Here is a 21426-nt window from a genome sequence, read left to right on the forward strand (position 1 = left end):
CATGACGGCTCTCGTCGATAAACACGCGGTCGTGACGGGCGGAGGCAGCGGCATCGGCGCTGCGTGCGCGGTGGCGCTCGCGCAAGCGGGCGCGCGCATCACGCTGATGGGCCGCGACATCGCGCGCCTCGAAGCGCAGCGCGACGCGATGCGTTCTTATGGCGATGTCGCGTGCATCAGCGTCGACGTCACGAATGAAGCCGCCGTAGCGGAAGCGTTCGAACGCGCCGGTCCGGCCGATATCCTCGTGAACAACGCGGGCCACGCGCAAGCCGCGCCCTTCACGCAGACCGATGCGGCGCTCTGGCAACGCATGCTCGACGTGAACCTCACCGGCGTGTTCCTGTGCACGCGCGCCGCGTTGCCGGCGATGCTCGAACGCGGTCATGGCCGCATCGTGAATGTCGCGAGCACGGCGGGTCAGATCGGTTATGCGTATGTCGCCGCTTATTGCGCGGCAAAGCACGGCGTCATCGGTCTCACGCGCGCGCTCGCGCTCGAAGTCGCGACCAAGGGCATCACGGTCAACGCGGTGTGCCCCGGCTACACCGAAACCGAACTGCTGCGCGAATCGCTCGATCAGATCATGACGAAGACGTCGCGCAGCGAACAGGACGCACGCGATGCGCTCGTCCGAAGCAATCCGCAACGCCGCTTCGTGCAGCCGGAGGAAGTCGCCAATGCCGTGCTATGGCTGTGCGCGCCCGGCTCCGGCTCGATGAACGGCCAATCGATTTCCGTCTCAGGTGGAGAAGTAATGTGACCCACGCCGCACGCAATAAAAAAACCACTGCCGCCATGGAAAAAGCGCCGCGCAAGGGCATCGAGAAGCCGGCGGAAAACGTCGTCGATCTGGAAATGAGCACGGGCGCCGACAGCCACATGGGACTGCGTCTGTGGCTGCGCATGCTGACCACGACCAACCTCGTGCAAGCCGAATTGCGCAAGCGCCTGCGCACCGAGTTCGACACGACCTTGCCGCGCTTCGACCTGATGGCGCAGCTCGAACGCCATCCAGAAGGACTCAAGATGACGGAGCTGTCGCGCCGCATGATGGTCACGGGCGGCAACGTGACGGGCATCACCGATCAGCTCGAAAAAGAAGGCCTCGTCTCGCGTTATACCGACCCGAACGATCGCCGCTCGACCAGCGTGCGCCTCACGCCGCAGGGCCGCGCCGCATTCGACAAGATGGCGACCGCGCATGAGCAATGGGTCGTCGAGATGTTCGGCGGCCTCGGACTGAACGAGAAGTCGCAGACGCATCAGCGGCTCGGCAAGCTCAAGCAACATCTGATGAATACGCTGAAGGACTGAAGGAGACGACGACAATGACATCATCGAATGCGCTTCTTGCCGGAAACAGAACGACGCTCGCCGGCTATCGCGCGACGCATTTCGGCTGGTCCGTGACGAACGGCGTCGCGACCATCATGTTGAACCGGCCCGAGCGCAAGAACCCGCTGACGTTCGAATCGTATGCGGAGTTGCGCGACCTCTTCCGCCAACTCGCGTATGCCACCGATGTGAAAGCGGTCGTGATTCACGGCGCGGGCGATAACTTCTGTTCCGGCGGCGACGTGCATGAAATCATCGCGCCGCTCGTCGATCTGCCGATGCCCGAACTGCTGCTCTTCACGCGCATGACGGGCGATCTCGTGAAGGCGATGCGTCATTGCCCGCAGCCGCTTATCGCGGCCGTCGACGGCGTGTGTGCGGGCGCGGGCGCCATTCTCGCGATGGCCTCCGACATGCGTATCGGCACTGCGCGCAGCAAGCTCGCGTTCCTGTTCGCGCGCGTCGGTCTCGCGGGCTGCGACATGGGCGCGTGCTCTATCCTGCCGCGCATCATCGGCCAGGGACGCGCGGCGGAACTGCTGTACACGGGCCGCGCCGCGAGCGGCGACGAAGCCTGTCAATGGGGCTTCTACAACCGCCTCTGCACGCCTGAAACCTTGCTCGACGAAGCCGCGAAGCTCGCCTCCGATCTCGTCGCGGGACCGACCTTCGCGCATGGCATCACGAAGAAGATGCTGCATCAGGAATGGAGCATGAGCATCGACGAAGCGATCGAATCCGAAGCGCAGGCGCAGGCCATCTGCATGAGCACGCGCGATTTCGAGCGCGCGTATCGCGCATTCGCGGCCAAGACGCGCCCCGTGTTCGAAGGAGACTGAATTGAACGTCGATCTTCACAGCGCGCTTGCATGGCCCTTCTTCGACGAGCGTCATCGGGAACTCGCGCTCGATGTCGACGCATGGGCCATCGAACATCTGCAACACGTCGATCACGCCGACACTGACGCAACCTGCAAGCGTCTCGTACGCATGCTGGGCGATGCAGGCTGGCTCACGCATTGCATCGGCGGCACGCGATACGGCGCATCGCGCGACACGATCGACACGCGCGCCGTGTGTCTCTTGCGCGAAACGCTCGCGAAGCATGACGGCCTCGCCGATTTCGCCTTCGCGATGCAGGGCCTCGGCTCGGGCACGATATCGCTGGCGGGAACGGATGCGCAGAAGGAGCGCTATCTGCCGCGCGTAGCGAAGGGAACGGCACTGGCCGCGTTCGCGCTGTCCGAACCCGATGCGGGTTCCGATGTCGCGGCGATGTCGCTGAGCGCGCGGGCCGATGACTCCGCCTACGTGCTGAACGGCGACAAGACCTGGATTTCGAACGGCGGCATCGCGGACTTCTATGTCGTGTTCGCGCGCACCGGCGAAGCGCCGGGCTCGCGCGGTATCAGCGCGTTCATCGTCGATGCCGACACGCCGGGCCTGCAAATCGCGGAGCGCATCGACGTGATCGCGCCGCATCCGCTTGCACGCCTGCATTTCGACAACGCGCGCGTGCCGCGCAGTCAGATGCTCGGCGCACCCGGCGAAGGCTTCAAGATTGCGATGCGCACGCTCGATATTTTCCGCACGTCCGTTGCGGCCGCATCGCTCGGATTTGCACGCCGCGCGATGCAGGAAGGACTCGATCGCGCCGCATCGCGCAAGATGTTCGGCCAGACGCTCGGCGATTTTCAACTGACGCAGGCGAAGCTCGCGCAGATGGCGCTGACCATCGACACGAGCGCGCTGCTCGTCTATCGCGCCGCGTGGCTGCGCGATCAGGGCGAAGGCGTGACACGCGAAGCGGCGATGGCGAAGTGGCACGCAAGCGAGGGGGCGCAGCAAGTGATCGACGCAGCCGTGCAACTGTGGGGCGGCCTTGGCGTGATGAGCGGCATGGCGGTCGAATCGCTGTATCGCGAGATTCGCGCGCTGCGCATCTATGAAGGCGCGACCGAAGTGCAGCAGTTGATCGTCGGGCGCGATGTGTTGAAAGCGCATGGAGAACGTCAACGATGACCCCGGCCTTCGATATGCCGGTGCGTATCCGCTTTGCGCATTGCGATCCGGCCGGCATCGTCTATTTCCCGCAATACCTCGTGATGACCAATGCGCTCGTCGAAGACTGGTTCAACGATGCGCTTCACATCGACTATGCGCGAATGATTTCGCAGCGGCGCGTCGGGCTGCCCATCGTCAAGCTCAGTTGCGATTTCTCGCGGCCGAGCCGCATGGGTGAAACGGTGACGCTCACGCTGTCCGTCGATTCGGTCGGGCAGCGATCGGTTCGCATCGACATCGTCTGTCGTTGCGACGGCGAAGTGCGCTTTCGCGCGAAGCAGGTTCTGGTGACGACATCGCTCGACGATGGCCGCTCGATCGATATACCCGGCGATATCGCCCGCGCAATCGAGCAGTTTGCGCCAGGCACGAGCCGCATGATGCAACAGCAGCAGCAAGAGGAGACACGCTCATGAAACAGACGCTTCTGCCTTCGGGCTGGATCAAGCCGCGCGGCTATGCGAACGGCGTCGCGGTGCGCGGCACGCAGGTGTATATCGCCGGGCAAATCGGATGGGACGAACAGGCGCGCTTCGTCAGCAAGGAGTTCGGCGCGCAAGCCGAGCAGGCGTTGCGCAATGTCGTCGCGGTGCTGCGCGAAGCGGGTGGCGAGCCCGAGCATCTCGTGCGCATGACGTGGTACGTCACCGACAAGCGCGCGTATCTCGCGGCGGCGAAGGATATCGGCGCGGCGTTTCGCGAACTGATCGGCGATTACGACATCGCGATGAGCGCCGTGCAGGTCGTCGCGCTCATCGAGGACGATGCACTGGTGGAAATCGAAGCCACGGCGGTCATTCCCAACTGAAGCGGAGAGCACGATGGAACGGTCAGCACACGTCGATACATTCGCGCGCGATCATCTGCCGCCGCAGGAGCAATGGCCGGTATTCATGCTCGACAACGCGGATGTGGCCTACCCCGCGCGCGTCAATTGCGCGACGGAACTGCTGGATCGCGCGATCGAAAGCGGACATGGCGATCGTCCCGCGATCTGGTCCGATGTGAACGGAAAGCCGCATGCCACGAGTTATCGCGAGTTGCGCGGGCTGGTGAATCGCAGCGCACATGTGCTCGTCGATGACATGGGCTTGCGTCCGGGAAATCGCGTGCTGCTGCGCGGCCCGAATACCTTGCAGATGGCCGTTGCGTTCTTCGCCGCGTTGAAAGCCGGTCTCGTCGTCGTGCCGACGATGCCGCTGCTGCGCGCGAAGGAGTTGAAGCAGATCATCGACAAGGCGCAGATTTCCGCGGCACTATGCGATGTGCGTCTCACCGAAGAACTTGCGCGCTGCACGAAACAAGGCGACGAGTTCCATTGCGAAGCGCTCACGCAAGTGCTCTATTTTCACGACGATGCGCCCGGTTCGCTCGAATCGCTTGCGGCATCGAAGCCCGATCACTTCGACGCCTGCGATACCGCCGCTGACGACGTATGCCTCATCGCGTTCACGAGCGGCACGACGGGCGCGCCGAAGGGCTGCATGCACTTTCATCGCGACGTGCTCGCGATGTGCGATCTCTTTCCGCGTCACATTCTGAAGCCAACATCGAACGATGTTTTCTGCGGCACGCCGCCGCTCGCGTTCACGTTCGGTCTCGGCGGTTTGCTGTGCTTTCCGCTGCGCGTCGGCGCATCGACGGTGCTGCTCGAAAAGCTCACGCCCGAAACGCTGCTGCAAACCGTCGAACGCTTTCACGCGACGATCATGTTCACCGCGCCGACGTTCTATCGGCAGATGGCGCCGCTCATCGAACGCTTCGACATGTCGAGTCTCGCGAAGACGGTATCGGCGGGAGAGGCCTTGCCGGATTCGACGCGTGCTTTGTGGCGCGATGCAAGCGGCATCGAAATGATCGACGGCATAGGCGGCACGGAGATGATCCACATCTTCATTGCGTCGGCGGGCGCGGACGTGCGCGAGCATGCGATCGGGCGCGCGGTGCCCGGTTACATCGTGCAGGCCGTCGATGACGCGATGCAGCCGGTGCCGCCCGGCACGCTCGGCAAGCTCGCGGTGCGCGGCCCGACCGGTTGCCGCTATCTCGCCGACGAACGTCAGTCGAAGTTCGTGCGCGACGGCTGGAACCTGCCCGGCGATTCCGTCGTGATCGATGAAGACGGCTACGTGTTCTATCAGGCGCGCGCCGACGACATGATCGTATCGGCGGGCTACAACATCTCCGGCCCGGAAGTCGAAAGCGTGCTGATGCAGCACGAAGCGGTCGCGGAATGCGGCGTGATCGGCGTGCCCGACGAGACGCGCGGGCAAGTGGTGAAAGCGTTCGTCGTGCTCAATGCGGGCTTCGCGGGCAACGATGCGCTCATCGCCGAATTGCAGGACTTCGTGAAGCGCAACGTCGCGCCTTACAAGTATCCGCGTCTCGTCACATTTCTCGACGCGCTGCCGCGCACGGAGACGGGCAAGCTCAAGCGCTTTGCATTGCGCACGATGTAGCGGGAAGCACGAACGTTTGCTTGGTAGAGTATGGCTCACGCCCGCCGCGAGGCGGCTTGCCCACTCTTCCGAGCAAACAAGAAAAATGCTTCTTTCACGACGTTTCTTTGTTGTTTCTCTTTCCGCCGCGCTTGCCATCACCGCGCAAGCCGCATCCGCCGCGAACAGGACGCTCGTCTTCTGCTCCGAAGGCAGTCCCGCCGGTTTCGATTCCGCGCAGTACACGACCAGCACCGACTTCGACGCGGGCGCGCACTCGGTCTACGATCAACTCGTCGAGTTCAGGCGCGGCACGCTCGATCTCGTGCCCGGTCTCGCTCAGAAGTGGGACGAGTCGCAGGATGCGAAGACCTTCACGTTTCATCTGCGGCGCGGCGTGAAGTTTCAATCGACGGCATGGTTCAAGCCCACGCGCGACTTCAATGCGGACGATGTCGTGTTCACGTTCAAACGCATGATCGATCCGAATGAGCCGTTCCAGAAGGCGCATCCGGTCAGCTTCCCGTATCTGACCGATCTCGGCTACGACAAGAACATCGCATCGGTCGAGAAGCTCGACGATTACACCGTGCGCTTCACGCTCAAGACGGCGGATGTCGTGTTCGTGCGCAACATCGCGATGGAGTTCGCGTCCATCGTTTCCGCCGAATATGCCGCGCAGTTGTTGAAGCAGGGCAAGCCCGAAGACCTGAATCAGAAGCCGGTCGGCACGGGCGCGTTCGTGTTTCGCGACTATCAGAAAGATTCGACGATCCGCTACGACGCGAACCCGACGTACTGGAACCGCAAGGACGTGCACATCGACAAGCTCGTGTTCTCGATCACGCCCGATGCCGCCGTGCGCCAGCAAAAGCTGGCGGGCGGCGAATGCCAGGTCACGTCGTTTCCGCGCCCCGCCGATATCGCCGCGTCGAAGAAAGACCCGAAGCTCGCGGTGCTGTCGGGCGTCGGCTTCAATGTCGCTTACGTGGGCTACAACACGACGCACAAGCCGCTGGATAACGTGAACGTGCGCCGCGCGCTCGACATGGCCATCGACAAGCAGGCGATCATCAAGACCGTCTACGAAGGCGCGGCGACTGTCGCGACGAACCCGATGCCGCCCTCGCAATGGTCCTATAACAAGGCGCTGAAAGACGCGCCGCACGATCCCGCGAAGGCGAAGCAACTGCTGAAGGACGCCGGCTTTCCGAACGGCTTCACGATCACGCTCTGGGCCATGCCGGTGCAGCGCGGCTATAACCCGAACGCGCGGCTGATGGCGCAGCTGATTCAATCGGACTGGGCGAAGATCGGCGTGAAGGCGAACATCGTCACGTACGAGTGGGCCGAGTACAACAAGCGCGCGAAAACGAATGGCGAGCACGACGCGATACTCTACGGCTGGCTCGGCGATAACGGCGATCCCGACAACTGGCTCGGCACCACGCTAGGCTGCGATGCGGTTCACGGCAGCAACGTGGCGAAGTGGTGCAACAAGCAGTTCGACGATCTGCTCGCGAAGGCGCGCCTGGTCACCGATCAGAATGCGCGCACGAAGCTCTATGAAGAAGCGCAGGTTGTCTTCAAAGAGCAGGTGCCCTACACACCGCTCGCGCACGCCAATATCTTTCAGCCGATCTCGAAGCGCGTGCACGGCTATCTGATCAGCCCGCTCGGCGGGCATCGTTTCGATGGAATTACGCTCGATTGAGGGTGCTTATCGTTCCCGATCGGGTACGAAATCCGAATTTCATCGCCAAACGAAGGTCTTCGTTCCCGAGCGGGAACGGACGCCTTGCGCGAAGGCCTCCCCTGAGTTAATGTTCCCGATCGGGTACGAAGCGAGGCTCAATTGAAGACGCAACGAGACCAGATTCGCGATGTCGTGGCGTTGGGCACCCTAGTGCGAGCAGTTCGCATCGCGCAAGGCTTTCGGCGAGACGAACTGGCTGCCGCGACCGGCCTTTCGCCGAAGTTCATCTCTCAGGTCGAAGCCGGCAAGGAAACCGCCCAGCTCGGCAAGGTGTTGAGGCTGCTCGCCGAACTTGGCATCGATCTTTTTGCCGAGACCCCGAATACGAACATCACGCAAGAAGGCTTCGAGGCCGCGCTGAGGCGCAGGCGTTCGCCCCGAACCAAATCCCAGGCTTGACCAAGACATCACATGGCGATGAGAACACTCGTTGCCTACGCAAACCAGCGCCGCGTAGGCACATTGACCGACGAGAACGGAGTCTGGAGCTTCGGATACGACGATCATTGGATCGCGTCGAGCGACGCCTTCCCACTCTCACCGGCTTTTCCGCTCGCTTCCGAGCGAATTGTCGACGGCTCGTCGGACCGGCCGGTTCAATGGTTCTTCGACAATCTTCTGCCAGAGGAACGCATGCGCTCGGCGCTGGCCAGGGAAGCATCGACAGACGTCAACGACGCCTGGGGCCTGCTCTCCTACTACGGCCGCGAAACGGCGGGAGCCCTCGCGCTGCTGCCGGAAGGCGAGGAAGAGCCGGCGAGCGACCGTAAGGCGCTGCCTCTCGACGTGCTCGAAAAGCGCATTCAGGACATGCCGCATCATGCGCTCACAGCGACGTCTCCCAAGCGCATGTCGGCGGCGGGCGCGCAGCAGAAGCTGCTCGCCATACTCTCGGGCGAGCATCCGAATCATGCGTTGTTCGAGCCGGTGGGCGCCGAACCGTCGATGCACATCCTGAAGCCGGACATGCGCAGCACGGGATATCCGCATTCGGCGATCAACGAGTTTTTCTGCGCGCGTCTCGCACGTCGATTCGGGATCACCGTGCCCGACACGCATTTCATGAAGGTTCCGTCTGCGTGCTACATCATCGACCGCTTCGACCGGGATCGCGAAACCCGTCCCGCCGGTCGCGTCCACACGCTTGATGCGACGCAGTTATTGAACAAGGACAAATCGTTCAAGTACAACAATGCGAACGTCGATGCCCTCGCGGACTGCATCGCGCGACTCGGAACGAAAGCTCGCGCGCGATTGGAAGTGTTTCGGTGGACGGTCTTCAACATTCTCATCGGCAATGCCGACGCGCATCTGAAGAACATCTCGTTCTTCTCACGCGCGAATGGCTATCAGCTCGCACCGTTTTACGACCTGCTGAGTACGGTGGTCTACAACACGCCGACCTACAACGAACACGGCGGGCGCTGGCCGAATGTCCAGCTTTCGATGCCGGTCGGCGACGCCCACCGGTTCCTCGAAATCTCGCGTACCGATGTACTCATGTTCGCCGAGAAACTGGGCATGAGCCGCACGGGCGCGGCGAAGGATCTCGACAAGTTGCTCAATGATCTCGACGACAACATCGCCCGGACTCGCGATGAAGTCGATGCGATCGCGCGACCGAACGGAGGCGAAGTTCGTCTTCTCGATTCGATCACGCGTATGCCGCTACTGGAGATGAGCAAGGCGCTTCGGTAGCGCCGCGCGATCACCCCCCGCGAAACCATCCATCGATGCTGTCGTCGCGTCGATCGCGCTTGCCCGATTGCGTTTTATACGCATCCGCGCCGCCGACATCGGGCGAATCGTGCTTGACGGTTTTCGCGGTCATCGCATGCATCGACTGCGCATCCTGCGATGCCGATACCGATGCCGCCGCGCCGTATTCGCCGATGCTCGACGGACTGCACTCGTCCGCGAACGCGGGAACGGCGAACAAGGTTACGTGCGCGGCGATGAAAACCGCGAGATGCGTTGCTTTCATTTCGATTCCGATAAACATGTCGATAAAAAAAGAAGCGCGATCGGGACATCGGCACGTTCGCCGGACATCGAACTGTGTTTGTGTCGAGAGCCAATCGCGCCCACGCCACTTAATGCATGGCGCATGCCAATGGCATCGCGGGCTCGCTTGAATTCGCTGCAAGCGCCGCAAACAAAGGCACTCGACGCGATGCATCCGCACCGCCGAAAAGCGCGCCTGTCGGACCGCGGACAACGCTTTGCCCCTGCGTGTACGGCGCAATCCGACAGCGCGCAAGCGCGGTGTCGTTTTCAGCCGATTCGCGGACGCGTGGGCGAATGCACGCACGCGCCGCGGTCCGCACACTCTCACGAGCCCATCGGCGGCATGGTGTTCGGGCCGCTCGGCGACAGGATCGGCCGGCAGCGCGTCCTCGCCATGACGATGATCATGATGGCCGTCGGCACCTTCTTGCGTTCAAGAAGGAAGCCGAGACACGCGAAGCGCATGAACGGTCGCGCCCGAAGCAATCGCTCTTCGAACTGCTCTCGCAGCAGTTCAGGCCGATGATGCAATGCGTCGGTCTCGTGCTGATCTTCAACGTCACCGATTACATGGCGCTGTCGTACTTGCCGAGCTTTCTATCGGCTACGCTGCATTTCGACGAAACGCACGGCCTCTTTCTCGTGCTGCTCGTCATGGTGCTGATGATCCCGATGACGCTTTTCGCGGGCCATCTCTCCGACATGATCGGCCGCAAGCCGGTGATGATGGTCGGCTGCGTCGGACTGTTGGTGCTGTCGATTCCCGCGCTCCTGCTCGTGCGAACGGGCGCGTTCCTGCCGGTGTTCTTCGGCTTGCTGATTCTCGGCGCACTGCTCTCGACGTTCACCGGCGTGATGCCGTCAGCCTTGCCCGCGCTGTTTCCGACGCGCATTCGATACGGCGCGCTCGCCATCGGCTTCAACGTGTCGGTGTCGCTCTTCGGTGGCACGACGCCGCTCGTCACGGCATGGCTCGTCGATGCAACCGGCAATCTGATGATGCCCGCTTACTATCTGATGGCGGCATCGGCGATCGGCGTGGTGTCCGTGCTCGCACTGCGCGAAACCGCGCGGCAGCCTCTGCTCGGCTCGGGACCGTGCGTCGCGACAAAAGCGGAAGCGCTCGCCCTCACGCGCAAGAAGCTGAAGGTTGTATCGGGCAAAGGCAAAGGCAAGCGCGTGGACGAAACGGTGCGCGAAAAGAAGCGGGCGTGATTCATGCCAGCGCGTTGACATCGAGATACGGCGCGATGTTGTTCATCGCGCGCTCGACGTAAGCCTCTTTCTCGCCGACGGGCGCCACGTAATGCATCGCGTCGCGCGCGGCTTCGACGCCTTCGAGCCGCGCAATCACCCACGCCGCGAGATACTGCGAAGCAAGGCAGCCGCCCGCCGTCGCCACTTTGCCGTTCGCGACGAACGGTTGGTCGAGCGTTCGCACGCCTGCTTCCTCGACCCAAGGTTTCGTCGTCAGATCCGTGCAGGCGGGCACGTCATCGAGCAAGCCGAGCTTCGCGAGAACGAGCGTGCCGGAGCATTGCGCCGCCAATAACTGACGCGCGGGATCGAGCCTGATGCGCGCCATCAACGCGGGATCGGCGACGACATCGCGCGTCAACCGTCCGCTGCCAACTATCACGGCGTCGGCGAGCGCTGCGTCTTCCAGCGTCGCCTGCGCCTTCAGCACGACGCCGTTCATCGAACACACTTCTTCCGACGGACACGCGATCGACACCTTCCAGTCGGGCTTTTTCACGCGATTCAGAATGCCGAGCGCGATCAACGAATCCAGCTCGTTGAAGCCGTCGAACGTGAGTATGGCGATATGCATGATGTGCTCCTTTCGCGCATGAGTTGCGCACGGACCCATGCTACGGGCATAAACAAATACAATCAAAAACTTGTCATGGATACATCTCCCACGTCCGACGAGGGCCGCTCATGCCGCAACCGCCACGCTACAAGCAAATCGTCGACCGCTTCGCGGACGATATCCGCAACGGGCGGCTGAAGCCGGGCACGCGACTGCCGACGCATCGGCAACTGGCCGCGCGCGAAGGTCTCGGGCTCGTGACCGCCACGCGCGTCTATACGGAACTGAGCGCGATGGGTCTCGTCAGCGGCGAAACCGGACGCGGCACCTTCGTGAAGGAAACGACGCTCGCGCGGGAGCTCGGCCTCGATCAGGTCGCGATCGCGTCGGACATGGTCGATCTCAACTTCAACTATCCCGCGCTGGCGAGCCAGGCGGACCTTCTGCGCAATGCGTTGCGGCAATTGTCATCGGCGGGCGATCTGGAAGCGCTCTTGCGCTATCAGCCGCACGGCGGACGCGCGCGCGACCGCGAGTCGGTGGCGCGGCATCTTGCGCGGCGTGGGCTGGAGATCAGCGGCGATCGCGTGATGCTCGTCGATGGCGCGCAGCACGGCCTCGCCACGACCGTGATGGCGCTGCTGAAACCCGGCGATGTCGTTGCCGTCGATACGCTGACCTATCCCGGCTTCAAGATGCTGGCCGAGGCGTACCGGCTCGAACTGGCGCCTTTGCCGGCAGCAGGCGCGGGTCCGGACGCCGACGCGCTCGATGCGCTATGCAAGCGCCGCCGTGTGCGCGCCCTCTATACGATGCCGACGCTGCACAATCCGCTCGGCTGGGTCATGACGGCTTCGCGCCGCAGGCAATTGGCGTCGCTCGCGCGCAAGCATGATTTTTTCATCATCGAAGATGCCGCTTACGCCTTTCTCGCCGACGACGCGCCGCCGCCGCTCGCCGTCATCGCGCCCGAACTCACGGTGTACGTGTCGGGATTTTCGAAGAACGTCGCGACGGGACTGCGTGTCGGCTATGTCGCCGCGCCGCCCGAATGGGTGCGCAAGATCGAACGCGCGATCCGCGTGACGACCTGGAACACGCCTGGCGTGATGACCGCGATCGCGTGCGGCTGGCTCGAAGACGGCACGGTCGAGAGGCTCGAAGCTCAGAAGCGCGCGGATGCGTCGATGCGGCAGGTCATCGCGGCCCGCGCGCTGGGGCGGCTGAAGCGCGTCGCGCATCCGGCTTCGTACTTCGTCTGGCTGCCGATGCCGGAAGACGTGCGCGCGGACCGCATCGCGGCGGCGCTGGCGGAAGAGCGCATTTCGGTGTCGATGGCCGAGCCGTTCTGCACGTCGGCGCACGTGCCGCATGCGTTGCGGCTGGCGTTGGGATCGGTGGATGCGGCGACGTTGGAACAGGCGTTGACGCGCGTGGCGGACGTGGTCGGGCGGTATGCGTATTGAATGCGGCCTTTTACGCCATTAAGCGTTTCCGTAGTCCGCAAACGATTGCCGCCGATTTATGTTCCAATGGCTCCGATATTCCGTCTAACAAACCCCGATACCTCGGCGATACCCCATCGCGATGCATCGACTGGACATGGCCTATGCGGACACAATACGAGGCATCCACGCCGGACCGGAAAATCAAGGCGGAGCACACGCGTCAGGCGCATTTCCAGCGATGGTTCGCCACCTTCGCCAGTCTCGCCCACTGCCGCCTGCCGCTTTCCGCTTATCTCCAGAAAGTCACCGACACGCTGAGGGAAGTCGCGGGCGTCGCGTCCGCGGTCGTGGAATGGATCGAAGGCGACGAGCTCCTGTATCGCGCGGCGAGCGGCGCGGCGGCGGCGCATATCGGCGTGCGGCTGCCGACGTCGGGCAGCCTGTCGGGACTTTGCATCACGCGTCAGCAGGCGCTCATCTGCCGTCATGCGGCGACGGATCATCGCGTGGACCGCGCGGCGTGCGAGGCGGTCGGCGCCGTGTCGATGGTCGTCGCGCCCGTCGTCTACGAAGGCCGCTCGGTGGCGGTGCTGAAGCTCATCTCCGGCGAAGTCGACTATTTCGGGCAGTCGGACATCAGCATTCTCAATGCGTTCTGCGCGTGCATCGCGGAGACCATCGCGCGGGAAGAGATCGCGCAGGAAAATCGCAAGCTCCTGAAAGAGAACGCGAACGTCGCGGCGGATCTGACCGTCGAGTCGTCGCTGCGCATTGAGTACGAAAAGAAGCTCGCCGATGCCATGCGCCGCCGTCAGACGGTGCTCGACAACGCGCATGTGGCCTTCGTATCGATGGACGAAGCCGGCATGACCGTCGACTGGAACGAGGCGGCCACGCTGCTGTTCGGCTGGAAACCGCACGAGGTGACGGGCAAGGATCTCGCGTCTTTCATCGTGCCGGAGCGTTTTCGCGACGCGCATCGCGCCGGGCTCACGCGCTATCTCGCGACGGGCGAGGCGCGCATGATCAACAAGCGCGTCGAGCTGCCCTCGCTGCGCCGCGACGGCAGTGAATTCACCGCCGAGCTGACGATCAGCGAAGTCTGGTACGAAGGCCAGCGACAGTTCGCGTGCTTCGTGCACGACATCACCGACCGGCGCGCCGCGACCGAGGCGAACGAACGCCTGCGTCTGCTCATCGACTCGGTGAGCGACTACGCGATCTGCATGCTCGACCAGAACGGCTACGTGCGCTCGTGGAACGACGGCGCACACGCGATCTACGGCTTCACGTCGGCGGAAGCGATCGGCCGCCACGTCGCGCTCTTTTATACCTCCGACGAGCACGGCCGCGACCGTCCAGGCGAGGATCTCGTGCTCGCGGCGCAACGCGGGCGCGTCGAGCACGAAGACTGGCACGTGCGCAAGGACGGCTCCGAGTTCTGGGCGCACGTGATCCTGAGCGCGCTGCCGAATGCGAACGGCGACGCGCAGGGCTTCGTCAAGATCACGCGCGACATGACGGCGCGGCGGCGTCTCGAAGAGCTCGAAGCATCGAGCCGGCGCATGAACGAGTTTCTCGCGCTGCTCGGGCATGAGCTGCGCAATCCGCTCGCGCCGATCCGCAACGCGGTCAGCATCCTGAAGCTGAAGGCATCGGATGACGCCGACGTGATCCGCAGCCGCCAGATCGTCGATCGACAGCTCGCGCATCTGACGAAGCTCGTCGACGATCTGCTGGAAGCCGGGCGCGTGAGTTCCGGCAAAATCCGCCTGACGACGGAGACGGTCGATATCGCCGATGTCGTGAATCTGAGCGTCGAAGCGAGCGAGCCTGTGTGCGACGCGCGCGGGCAGCGCATCATCGTGCAGGCGGGCGGCCAGCCGCTCTACGTCAACGGCGATCCGACGCGGCTCGTGCAGGCGCTCAACAACCTGCTCAACAACGCATCGAAGTTCAGCCCGCACGATTCGACCATCACGCTCGAAGTCGGCCCGCGCGGCGGCTCGGTGCTGGTGCGCGTGACCGACGAAGGCCGCGGCATTTCACCGGACGCGCTCGGCATCGTGTTCGATCTTTTCGTGCAGGAGCATCCACCGGGCGCGCATCCCGACGAAGGCGGCCTCGGCATCGGCCTGACGCTCGTGCGCGCAATCGCGGAGCTGCACGGCGGCCATGTCGAAGCGAAGAGCGGCGGCGTGGGACGCGGCAGCGCCTTCTCGCTGTGGCTGCCGCTCGCCGGGCCGCCCGCGAGCGGCGCGACGGCGGGCGCGACCCCGTCCGCGAGCGCGAGCCGTCAGCTCGATGTGCTCGTCGTCGACGACAACCGCGATTCCGCCGACAGCATGACGCTGCTCGTCGACATGCTCGGCCACAGCGCGCGCGCCGCCTACGATGGCGCGGGCGCGCTCGATTCATTCGATGCTGCGCGGCCTCAGGTCGTGCTGCTCGATCTCTCGATGCCCGGCATGACGGGCTTCGACGTGATCCGCCGCATGCGCGACGAAGACGACAAGCCCGGCAAGCGCGTGATCGTAGCCGCGATGACGGGCCTCGGTTCCGACGAAGACATCGCGCGCACGCGCGCCGCCGGTTTCGACGCGCATCTCGTCAAGCCGGTCGATCTTCCGGAACTGGAGCGCGTGCTGGCGCTGGCGGGGCGCGTCCGATGAGTCGCGCCGCGCCCGGCACCGCGCGCACGCTGGCGGGCGTCTTCGCCAGCCGATAAGGCACTTTCAGCACCGGCCAGAACGCGCCGTTCGCATCGCGCGCGGCGCTCAACATGTCGGCGAGAAAATCGCCGTCTTCGAGCAGTTCATCGACGCGCACGACCGGCACTGCTCTCGCAAGTTTCTGTGCCGCGACTTGCTTCGGCAACGTGATGCAGCATGCGCGTTCGGCGTCGGTGACATCGCCATCGATCCATACGTGGCCGTCGAGACACGCAAGCGCCTGGCCGCGCGATGGCTCACGGCCCGCCGCGAACAACGCGCACCACGCGGCGACGTCCTGCATCGATATTTCGACGAACGCGCCCGCCTCTTCCCTTCGCGATGCCAGCCGCGCGACGATCGCGAAAAGCGCCGCCTGGCCGCCGAGAATATCCGCGCCGGATGCGCCGATCTTGACCGGCGCGCCGTCGCTGCGGGTGAGATCCATGAGACCGCCCATCGCCTGAATGACGGTGTCGAACGCGGGCCGCGACGGATACGCCGACGCAATTCCAAAGCCCGATATCGAGCAATAGACGAGACGCGGATTGATCGCGCCGAGCGTCTCGCGCGTGAAGCCGAGTTTCGCGAGCGCGCCGGGGCGCAGGTTTTCGACGAGCACGTCGGCATCCGCGAGCAGCGTGCGCAAATGCGCGCGATCGCTTTCCTGCTTGAGATCGAGCGCGATCGTCTCCTTGTCCGTGTTGTTGAGCGCGAAGAAATAGCTCGTGCCGCCCTGCCCCGGCAGCCACGAACGCGCGACTTCGCCCTCGGGCGGCTCGATCTTCACGACATGCGCGCCGAGCGCCGCGAGATGCCTGGCGACGAGCGGCGCCGTCGTGTACTGGCCGATCTCGATGACTTTTACGCCTGCGAGCGGCGCTGCGTTCGCGTCTTCGTGCGTGGGCCGACTCGCGACAGCGCGCGCTTCGCTCAACGCAGACGTTTCGAAAATGGAAACGTGCTTGTACGTGTCAGCATCGATGCCGCGCGTTTCGATCGCATGCGCAGCCTCCGCATGACGCATGCGGAAGTTCGGCTCGCGCGGCAATTCCCCGATGCCGACGATCGGCCCCGCCGCCACGCCGATGCGCTCGCAGATGCGCGTGCAATCGTCGGTGGCGAGCGTCGCCGTCCACGTTTCGATGAGCGCGTCGAGTTCATCGACATGTTGCACGCGACGGCCGAGTGTCGCGAAACGCGCGTCGTCGAGTTGCGGCACGCACGCTTCCTGCCTGAGCTTGCGCCATTGCTCTTCGGTGCTCGTGCAGATCAGAATCCAGCCGTCGCGCGTGCGGTAGGCGTTCCACGGCGCGCATGCGGGATGGCGATTGCCCACGCGCGCCGCCGTGCGACCGGCGAATGCCGCGGGCAGGAAGGTCGTGAGCGCGCTCGCCGCGCAGCCGCTCAATGTCACGCCGATGTTCTGCACGATGCCGCGCGTGCGCTTCACCCGCACCGCCGACGCAATCGCCGCCGACGCATACAGCGCGGCCGACACTTCCGTGAATGGAATGCCGATACGCACCGGCGCACCGTGCGCGAAGCCGGTCGTGTCCATGAGGCCGCTCATCGCCTGGATTTGCGCATCCGACCAGGGCGCGCCGGCACGCGAATCCTGCGGCGGCGTCGCGGTGATATCGCACACGATGACTGCGCCCGATGCTTTCCAGCCAGCGGCATCATCCACATCCGACGAAATCACGATCACGTCGTAGTCCGTCGAATCCGCCGCGGTGAAATCCACCGTCGCGCCCGCATGTTCGAGCAACGTCGCGCACAGCTTCACCGCATCGCGCGCGCCGCAGGCCAGCACTTTCAAACCTTCCAGCATGATCGTCTCCTTGTTTCTACGGCTGGCGCGTCATCGCGCACGTTGCTACCATTTTTCGATGCGAACCCTACCGTCACTCAACGCGCTGCGCGCCTTCGAAGTCTGCGGCCGCCTGCTCAGCATTCAACTCGCCGCCGATGAGCTGAACGTCACGCCCGCCGCCGTCAGCCGGCAGATCAAGCTGCTCGAAGATCAGCTCGGCGTGCTGCTGTTCGAGCGCGGGCATCGCGCGATCACGCTCACGCCGATGGGCTCGCGCTATCTCGCCGACGTCATCCGCAGCTTCGACACGCTGCGCACCGCGACCGTCAATCTCACCGAAGCCCGCAAGCGCCGTACGCTGAAAATCCGCGCCTACACGACCTTTTCGATGAACTGGCTGCTGCCGCGTCTTTCGACGTTTCATCGCGATCATCCGGATATCGAAGTGAGCCTGACGACATCGCTTCAGCCGGTCGACTTCAACACCGAAGACGTCGATGGCGCGATTCGTCTTTCGCATGCGCCGTCATCCGATCTCGGTTTCGACCGGCTCGTGCCGAACGAACTCGTGCCCGTATGCAGCCCGGCGTTTCTGCAAGCGCATCCCGAGCTCGGCGACGCCACGCCCGAAGCCTTGCGCAACGTGCCGCTGCTGCATTCGCTCGCGCGCCGCGAAGACTGGGCCACATGGCTCGACGCAGTCGGCGTGCGCGGCGTGAATCCGCTCGGCGGCCTCTCCTACGAAAGCTCGATCCTCGCGTACTTCGCGGCGACGCAAGGGCACGGCATCGCGATGGCGCAGCGCGTGCTCGTCGAGGATCAGTTGCAGGCGGGCACGCTCGTCATGCCGTTTTCCTTCGTGCTCGATCTCGGCGCATTCACGTACTACCTGATCTATCCGCCCGCGCATCTGTCGAATCCCGAGTTCGCCGCGTTTCGCACGTGGCTGCTTTCCGCGTGATGTTTCAACGTCCGCGATAAAGCGGCTTGCGCTTCTCCGCGAACGCCTTGCGCCCTTCCACGCGGTCTTCCGATTCGCGCATCGCGCCCCACGCGAGTTCCGTGAATTCGAGCGCCTGCGCGAGCGGCACGTTGGCGCTCGTTTCGATGACCTTCTTGATCATCTGCACTGCGAGCGGCCCGTTCGACGCGATGCTTCGCGCGAGCGTGAGCGCATCGTCGAGCAACGCTTCCGGCTCCGCGATATCCGATATCAAACCGATCCGATGCGCGTACTCCGCATCGATCTTTGCGCCGGTGAAAAGCATCTTCATCGCAATCGCCGATGGCACCGCGCGCTGCAACGCCTGAATGCCGCACACGGCCGGAATGCTCGCGACGACCGCTTCCGGCAGGCCGAACACCGCGCTCTTCGATGCGATGCGCAGATCGCATTGCAGCGCGAGTTCGAGGCCGCCGCCGAGGCAATAACCATTGATCGCGGCGATCATCGGCTTGAAGATGCGCAGCGAGCTCAGCTCCATCAGGCGCACATAGATGCCTTCCGCGCCCGCGCGATCGATCGACTTCACGAACGACGATCCGAACGATGTCGATGGCGGCAACGTGCGCTTCAGATCCGCGCCGACGCAAAACGATTTCGCGCCCGCGCCGGTGATGACGATGACACGCACGTCGTCATCGTCGCGTGCATTGGCGAGCTGCGCGCGCAGTTCGGTGAGGCTGTCGAGGTCGAGCGCGTTGAGCGCTTCGGGCCGATCGAGCGTCACGACGGCGACGTGATCGGACACGCTATAGCGAAAGGTCATCGTCGGCTCCTTACACGCTCGGCGACGCGAGCGAGCGCCCGCCGCACACATAGAGCGTTTGCCCCGTGATGTACGACGCCTCGGGCCGCGCGAAAAAGCGCACCGCTTCCGCGATATCGTCGGGCGTGCCGATGCGCTGCACCGGCACCGATTTCTTCAGCTTCTCCTGAATCTCGCTATCGAAGGCCTGAAACAACGGCGTATCGACGATGCCAGGCGCGACCGCGTTCACCGTCACGCCGTCCTTCGCCCATTCGAGCGCGAGACTGCGCGTGAGACTCACGACGCCGCCCTTCGCCGCCGAATAGTTCGTCTGCCCCGCACCGCCGAGCCACGCGCGCGACGAGATGTTCACGATGCGCCCGTACTTCGCCGCGCTCATAGGCGTGAGCACCGCGCGGCAGCACAGGAATTGCGACTTCAGATTCACGTCGATGACGGCGTCCCAGTCGTCGTCGCTCATGCGCGTGATGCGCTTGTCGCGCACGATGCCCGCGTTGTTCACGAGCACGTCGATTCTTTGGAAGCGCTCGATCACGGCTTCCACCGCATGGTTCACCGATGCGCTGTCCGTGACATCGACCGGCAGTGCGATCACCTCCGCGCCCTGCGCTGAAAGACGCGTCGCGGCTTCATCGAGCGCGGCGCGATCGAGATCGAACAGCGCGATGCGCTTGCCATCGCGCGCCAGTCCTTGCGCGATGCCGAAACCGATGCCCTTCGCGCCACCGGTGACGATCGCGACTTCTTTTGCCGTTGCATTCATTGCTGTCTCCTTGAACGAATGCCTCGATGCTAGGACGCCATACGCCATGCGCTCAACCGACATTTTTTGCGCGCTTGATTGAGTTTTCCTGATCGAAAAAAACTCAATCGAAACCGCAAAAAATCTCGTTTGAGCGACGGATAAGCCAAACCTACGATGCGTCCATCACATACCCACACGGAGACGACATCATGGACACCACGCTACCGAACGTCGCGGAACCCGCCGCGGCGCCGCTTACGCGAATGCAGAAGAAAGCGATCATCGCGGCCACGCTCGGCACCATCGTCGAGTTCACGGACTGGATCATCTATGCGACGTTCGCGTCGCTGTTCTCGCGGCAGTTCTTTCCCGCCGACAACGCCAGCATCGCGCTGCTCGCGGCCTTCGCCGTGTTCGCGGTCGGCTTCGTGATGCGGCCCATCGGCGGCGCGGTGCTCGGCGCGTATGCGGACCGCCACGGCCGCAAGAACGGCCTCGCGCTGTCCGTCGCGCTGATGGCGGGCAGCTCGCTCGTCATCGCGGCGTGTCCGGGCTATGCGTCGATCGGCGTCGCCGCGCCACTCGTGCTCGTCTTCGCGCGGCTCGTGCAAGGGTTCGCGGCGGGCGGCGAGTTCGGCTCGGCATCGACGTTCCTGATGGAATCGGCGTCGCCGTCGCGGCGCGGCTTCGCGGGCTCGTGGCAGCACTTCGCGGTGAACGCGGGCGTGCTCGTGGCGGCATCGATCGGCGCGCTGCTCACGTCGATGATCGATACGCCTTCGATGGCCGCGTGGGGCTGGCGCATCGCGTTCACGATCGCCGGGCTGATGGGCTTCGTCGCGCTGTGGTTCCGCCTTGCCGTCGCGGAAACGGATGCGTTCAGGAAGAGCGCGTCCGCACGGCAGCACACGCGGCATCCGTTCGTCACGATCGTGCGCGAACACCGGCGCGCGGCGCTGCGCGTGATCGGCATCGCGATGGCGGGCAACCTCTGCGTCTATCTCTGGCTCGTGATGTTTCCGACGCTCGCTCACATGCGCGGCCTGCCGCTGCGCGATGCGTTCAGCGCGAGCGTCGTCTCGATCGTCGTGTCGCTCGCCGCGATTCCGTTGCTCGGCATGCTGTCGGACCGCATCGGACGCAAGCCCGTGCTGATCGCGTTCGCCGCCGGCTCCGCGCTCTTCGCCTGGCCCGCGCTGCACTTTCTCGGCAACGACTACTGGACCGCGACGGTCATCGTCTGCATCGGCATGTTGCTGTCGTCAGGATTCGCTGCGACCTGCGCCACCGTGATGGCCGAGCAGTTCCCCGCGCATGTCCGGGCGACGGGCGTCGCGCTTCCCTATGCGGTATCGGCGGCGCTCTTCGGCGGCACGCTGCCGACAGTCGTCACCGCGATGAACAACGCCGGCATCGCGCAATACCTGTGGATCTACGTGGCCATCGTGTGCGTGGCGAGCTGCGTCGTCTATGCGCGCATGCCGGAAACGCGCGGCAAAACACTCGACTAAGACCTTC

19 protein-coding genes and 1 pseudogene are annotated in these 21426 nt (G+C 64.0%); 15 read left to right on the top strand and 5 right to left on the bottom strand.

The genetic code is table 11. The annotated features are described in order from the left end of the window. Position 1 precedes the first annotated feature (1 nt). The 10 genes from AWB75_RS10905 (at position 2) to AWB75_RS10950 (ending at position 9294) form a co-directional block, all read left to right on the top strand. Positions 2 to 763 (top strand): SDR family NAD(P)-dependent oxidoreductase, encoded by a 762-nt coding sequence (locus AWB75_RS10905; RefSeq protein ID WP_061124099.1) that lies wholly within the window; start codon positions 2 to 4, stop codon positions 761 to 763. Positions 764 to 798: 35 nt separating this feature from the next. Further along, on the top strand, positions 799 to 1317 hold the full coding sequence (locus tag AWB75_RS10910) for a MarR family winged helix-turn-helix transcriptional regulator (RefSeq protein ID WP_087086584.1): 519 nt from the start codon (positions 799 to 801) through the stop codon (positions 1315 to 1317). Between the two features lie 14 nt (positions 1318 to 1331). Beyond that, a complete protein-coding gene (locus AWB75_RS10915) occupies positions 1332 to 2177 on the top strand; it encodes an enoyl-CoA hydratase family protein (RefSeq protein WP_061124101.1) in 846 nt (281 codons plus the stop codon). 1 nt (position 2178) lies between these two features. Further along, on the top strand, positions 2179 to 3360 hold the full coding sequence (locus tag AWB75_RS10920; RefSeq protein WP_061124102.1) for an acyl-CoA dehydrogenase family protein: 1182 nt from the start codon (positions 2179 to 2181) through the stop codon (positions 3358 to 3360). After that, on the top strand, positions 3357 to 3818 hold the full coding sequence (locus AWB75_RS10925; protein ID WP_061124103.1) for an acyl-CoA thioesterase: 462 nt from the start codon (positions 3357 to 3359) through the stop codon (positions 3816 to 3818). The genes AWB75_RS10920 and AWB75_RS10925 overlap by 4 nt, the downstream gene beginning before the upstream one ends. Beyond that, entirely contained in the window at positions 3815 to 4210 is a 396-nt protein-coding gene (locus AWB75_RS10930) for a RidA family protein (RefSeq protein ID WP_061124104.1), read from the top strand. Before AWB75_RS10925 ends, AWB75_RS10930 begins: the two co-directional genes overlap by 4 nt. A gap of 13 nt (positions 4211 to 4223) precedes the next feature. Then, a complete protein-coding gene (locus AWB75_RS10935) occupies positions 4224 to 5861 on the top strand; it encodes an AMP-binding protein (protein WP_061124105.1) in 1638 nt (545 codons plus the stop codon). Positions 5862 to 5946: 85 nt separating this feature from the next. After that, complete coding sequence (locus AWB75_RS10940) at positions 5947 to 7554, top strand: ABC transporter substrate-binding protein (RefSeq protein ID WP_061124106.1); 1608 nt, start codon at positions 5947 to 5949, stop codon at positions 7552 to 7554. Positions 7555 to 7695: 141 nt separating this feature from the next. Next, on the top strand, positions 7696 to 7995 hold the full coding sequence (locus AWB75_RS10945) for a helix-turn-helix domain-containing protein (RefSeq protein WP_235012063.1): 300 nt from the start codon (positions 7696 to 7698) through the stop codon (positions 7993 to 7995). A 12-nt stretch (positions 7996 to 8007) separates the two neighbouring features. Beyond that, positions 8008 to 9294 (top strand): HipA domain-containing protein, encoded by a 1287-nt coding sequence (locus AWB75_RS10950; protein WP_061124107.1) that lies wholly within the window; start codon positions 8008 to 8010, stop codon positions 9292 to 9294. A gap of 10 nt (positions 9295 to 9304) precedes the next feature. Here the strand turns inward: AWB75_RS10950 and AWB75_RS10955 are convergent, their stop codons facing one another. Then, the gene (locus AWB75_RS10955) at positions 9305 to 9580 is read right to left on the bottom strand and encodes a hypothetical protein (RefSeq protein ID WP_087086585.1); all 276 of its coding nucleotides are present in this window, start codon (positions 9578 to 9580) and stop codon (positions 9305 to 9307) included. A 354-nt stretch (positions 9581 to 9934) separates the two neighbouring features. On the opposite strand from AWB75_RS10955, the pseudogene AWB75_RS10960 reads away from it, so the two are divergent. After that, positions 9935 to 10818 (top strand): annotated as a pseudogene (locus AWB75_RS10960) (MFS transporter); the annotation flags it as partial. Position 10819: 1 nt separating this feature from the next. Here the strand turns inward: AWB75_RS10960 and AWB75_RS10965 are convergent. Continuing rightward, complete coding sequence (locus AWB75_RS10965) at positions 10820 to 11434, bottom strand: DJ-1/PfpI family protein (protein ID WP_061124298.1); 615 nt, start codon at positions 11432 to 11434, stop codon at positions 10820 to 10822. 110 nt (positions 11435 to 11544) lie between these two features. Between AWB75_RS10965 and AWB75_RS10970 the strand changes: the two genes are divergently transcribed. Next, positions 11545 to 12882, top strand: coding sequence for an aminotransferase-like domain-containing protein (locus AWB75_RS10970; protein ID WP_061124110.1), 1338 nt, complete (start codon positions 11545 to 11547; stop codon positions 12880 to 12882). 143 nt (positions 12883 to 13025) lie between these two features. Further along, positions 13026 to 15536 (top strand): hybrid sensor histidine kinase/response regulator, encoded by a 2511-nt coding sequence (locus tag AWB75_RS10975; RefSeq protein ID WP_061124111.1) that lies wholly within the window; start codon positions 13026 to 13028, stop codon positions 15534 to 15536. Here the strand turns inward: AWB75_RS10975 and AWB75_RS10980 are convergent. Beyond that, entirely contained in the window at positions 15475 to 17409 is a 1935-nt protein-coding gene (locus AWB75_RS10980) for a CaiB/BaiF CoA-transferase family protein (protein ID WP_087086575.1), read from the bottom strand. The two genes, AWB75_RS10975 and AWB75_RS10980, sit on opposite strands and share 62 nt — an antisense overlap. 58 nt (positions 17410 to 17467) lie before the next feature. On the opposite strand from AWB75_RS10980, the gene AWB75_RS10985 reads away from it, so the two are divergent. After that, positions 17468 to 18352: a LysR substrate-binding domain-containing protein gene (locus tag AWB75_RS10985; protein ID WP_061124299.1), complete on the top strand. Its 885-nt coding sequence runs from the start codon at positions 17468 to 17470 to the stop codon at positions 18350 to 18352. A gap of 4 nt (positions 18353 to 18356) precedes the next feature. Here the strand turns inward: AWB75_RS10985 and AWB75_RS10990 are convergent, their stop codons facing one another. Both AWB75_RS10990 and AWB75_RS10995 read right to left on the bottom strand, forming a co-directional pair. Further along, positions 18357 to 19160 carry an enoyl-CoA hydratase/isomerase family protein gene (locus tag AWB75_RS10990; RefSeq protein ID WP_061124112.1) on the bottom strand — a complete coding sequence of 268 codons (804 nt, stop codon included), beginning with the start codon at positions 19158 to 19160 and terminating at the stop codon, positions 18357 to 18359. A 10-nt stretch (positions 19161 to 19170) separates the two neighbouring features. Beyond that, positions 19171 to 19926, bottom strand: a complete 756-nt coding sequence (locus AWB75_RS10995; RefSeq protein WP_061124113.1) for an SDR family oxidoreductase — start codon at positions 19924 to 19926, stop codon at positions 19171 to 19173. A 191-nt stretch (positions 19927 to 20117) separates the two neighbouring features. On the opposite strand from AWB75_RS10995, the gene AWB75_RS11000 reads away from it, so the two are divergent. Then, positions 20118 to 21419 carry an MFS transporter gene (locus AWB75_RS11000; RefSeq protein ID WP_061124114.1) on the top strand — a complete coding sequence of 434 codons (1302 nt, stop codon included), beginning with the start codon at positions 20118 to 20120 and terminating at the stop codon, positions 21417 to 21419. Positions 21420 to 21426 lie beyond the last annotated feature (7 nt).

This window comes from Caballeronia catudaia, from assembly GCF_001544755.2.
In the GTDB taxonomy this organism is placed as follows: domain Bacteria; phylum Pseudomonadota; class Gammaproteobacteria; order Burkholderiales; family Burkholderiaceae; genus Caballeronia; species Caballeronia catudaia.